This window comes from Natronococcus sp. (assembly GCF_047921035.1).
Taxonomy (GTDB): domain Archaea; phylum Halobacteriota; class Halobacteria; order Halobacteriales; family Natrialbaceae; genus Natronococcus.
Genome location: NZ_JBLRWX010000222.1, coordinates 1 through 1,482, shown reverse-complemented (window position 1 = coordinate 1,482; position 1,482 = coordinate 1). Strand labels below are relative to the sequence as shown.

Genomic DNA, 1,482 nt, shown 5'->3' with positions numbered 1-1,482 from the left:
CGACGAACCCGGCGAACGACAGCAGCCCGAAACCGTTCGGATTCGGGAACACCGACTGGAGCGTCGTGTCGACGCCGGGAACCGGCGGCGTACTCGACCACTGGCGGACCTCGAAGATCCAGACGGCGTACTCCCCGACACCGTAGGTGGCCAGCCCGAGGAGGACAACGAGTGATCCCAGCGAGGACAGCAGCCAGAAGAACACCCGATCGGGAACGAGCCGTGGGATGACCAGCAGATTCGTCCCCATGATGAACATGGCCCAGATCGGCCATCGAGACTGCGAACTCGAGGGGTCGAACGCGAGCGTGTGGACGAAATAAAGCATCGAAAGCGTCATAAAACAGCCGATAGCACCCCACTGAACCGGCGTATACCGTCGGGGCGCAGTCATAACCAACAGGAACGACAGAAACAGCACGAAGACGACGGTGATCGCAAGCGGCCGGCTTGGTCCGAGGCCGAGACCGGGCGAACTGCTCTGGTAGATCATGGCGAACACGGCCAAGGCGAAGCCGAGCACGGACAGGAGTGCAGCCTGGCGGTGCTCCGAGTCCCGATAGCGGTTGACGGCAAGACGAACGCCAAGCACCGCCCCCAGCAGGACGGCAACCGCCGCGAGCTGCCACGCCAACACCAGGCCGGTCGCGTACGCGACGATCACGAGCCCCAGATACAGCCCGAACAACCCATAAATCGCGCCGGCTACGAGCCGGCTCACGCTCCGGTGGCGTCCCTGCGACGTCCCTGGTCTCCGTGTGACCGTTCCCATGATTGTACTAGTCAGAAGTCTTGGGTAAAGGTTTCCTTTGGTCACCGAACGAGCGACCCCCTCTTCCAGACACGAGCGGGGCAGCGTCGACGGAGACCGGGCGCCACAGCACTGTTGGCCGCACACGCTTTCGGGGCGATCGCGGTGTGGCCCGGACTCGCTGGCGGAGTCGGCGGACCGCTCTACTGGGAGCGCTCGCTCCGCGGGCAAAGCGCTGTCAGCCCCTCGTCGCGGTCGACGTAGACCGCGCCCTCGGTGACGAGACACTCCTCGTTGAACCCGTCGGTCCACTGGGTTTCGTCGAAGGTGTAACACCACTCCTCATGGCCGTCCTCGAGACAGTAGCCGACGATCTCGTCGGGGTTCGACGAGCCGGGGGTGCTGTGGGCGACGACGACCGTGTCGTCGATGATCGCCGGCGGACCGTACGCGTGCGAGCCGTTCTTACACCACTCCGACTCGGGGCCCGTCATCTTGAGTTCGTACCGGCCACGGGTGACGGTCCGGTCGCCGACAGCTGCAGTCGTCAGCGCATCGGAAATAAACCGCTCGCGCTCTTTGGTGTCGTCGTCAAGGCTGGTAACGCCCTCTTCTCCGCTGTTCTCGATAAACAGCGCCTCGTCGGTCGCCGCAAGCCCGTTTCCGAAGTCGCCGGCTCGAAGCTGGGCCGAGCGCTGGGTCGTCCCCGACAGCGGGTCGAACGCCACGAC

The 1,482-nt window shown here is 64.6% G+C and carries 2 pseudogenes; both read right to left on the bottom strand.

What is annotated here, in order from left to right:
• Positions 1–772, bottom strand: a pseudogene (locus ACNA7R_RS20330) (O-antigen ligase domain-containing protein); the annotation flags it as partial.
• A 182-nt stretch (positions 773–954) separates the two neighbouring features.
• Positions 955–1,482 (bottom strand): annotated as a pseudogene (locus ACNA7R_RS20325) (pyrrolo-quinoline quinone); the annotation flags it as partial.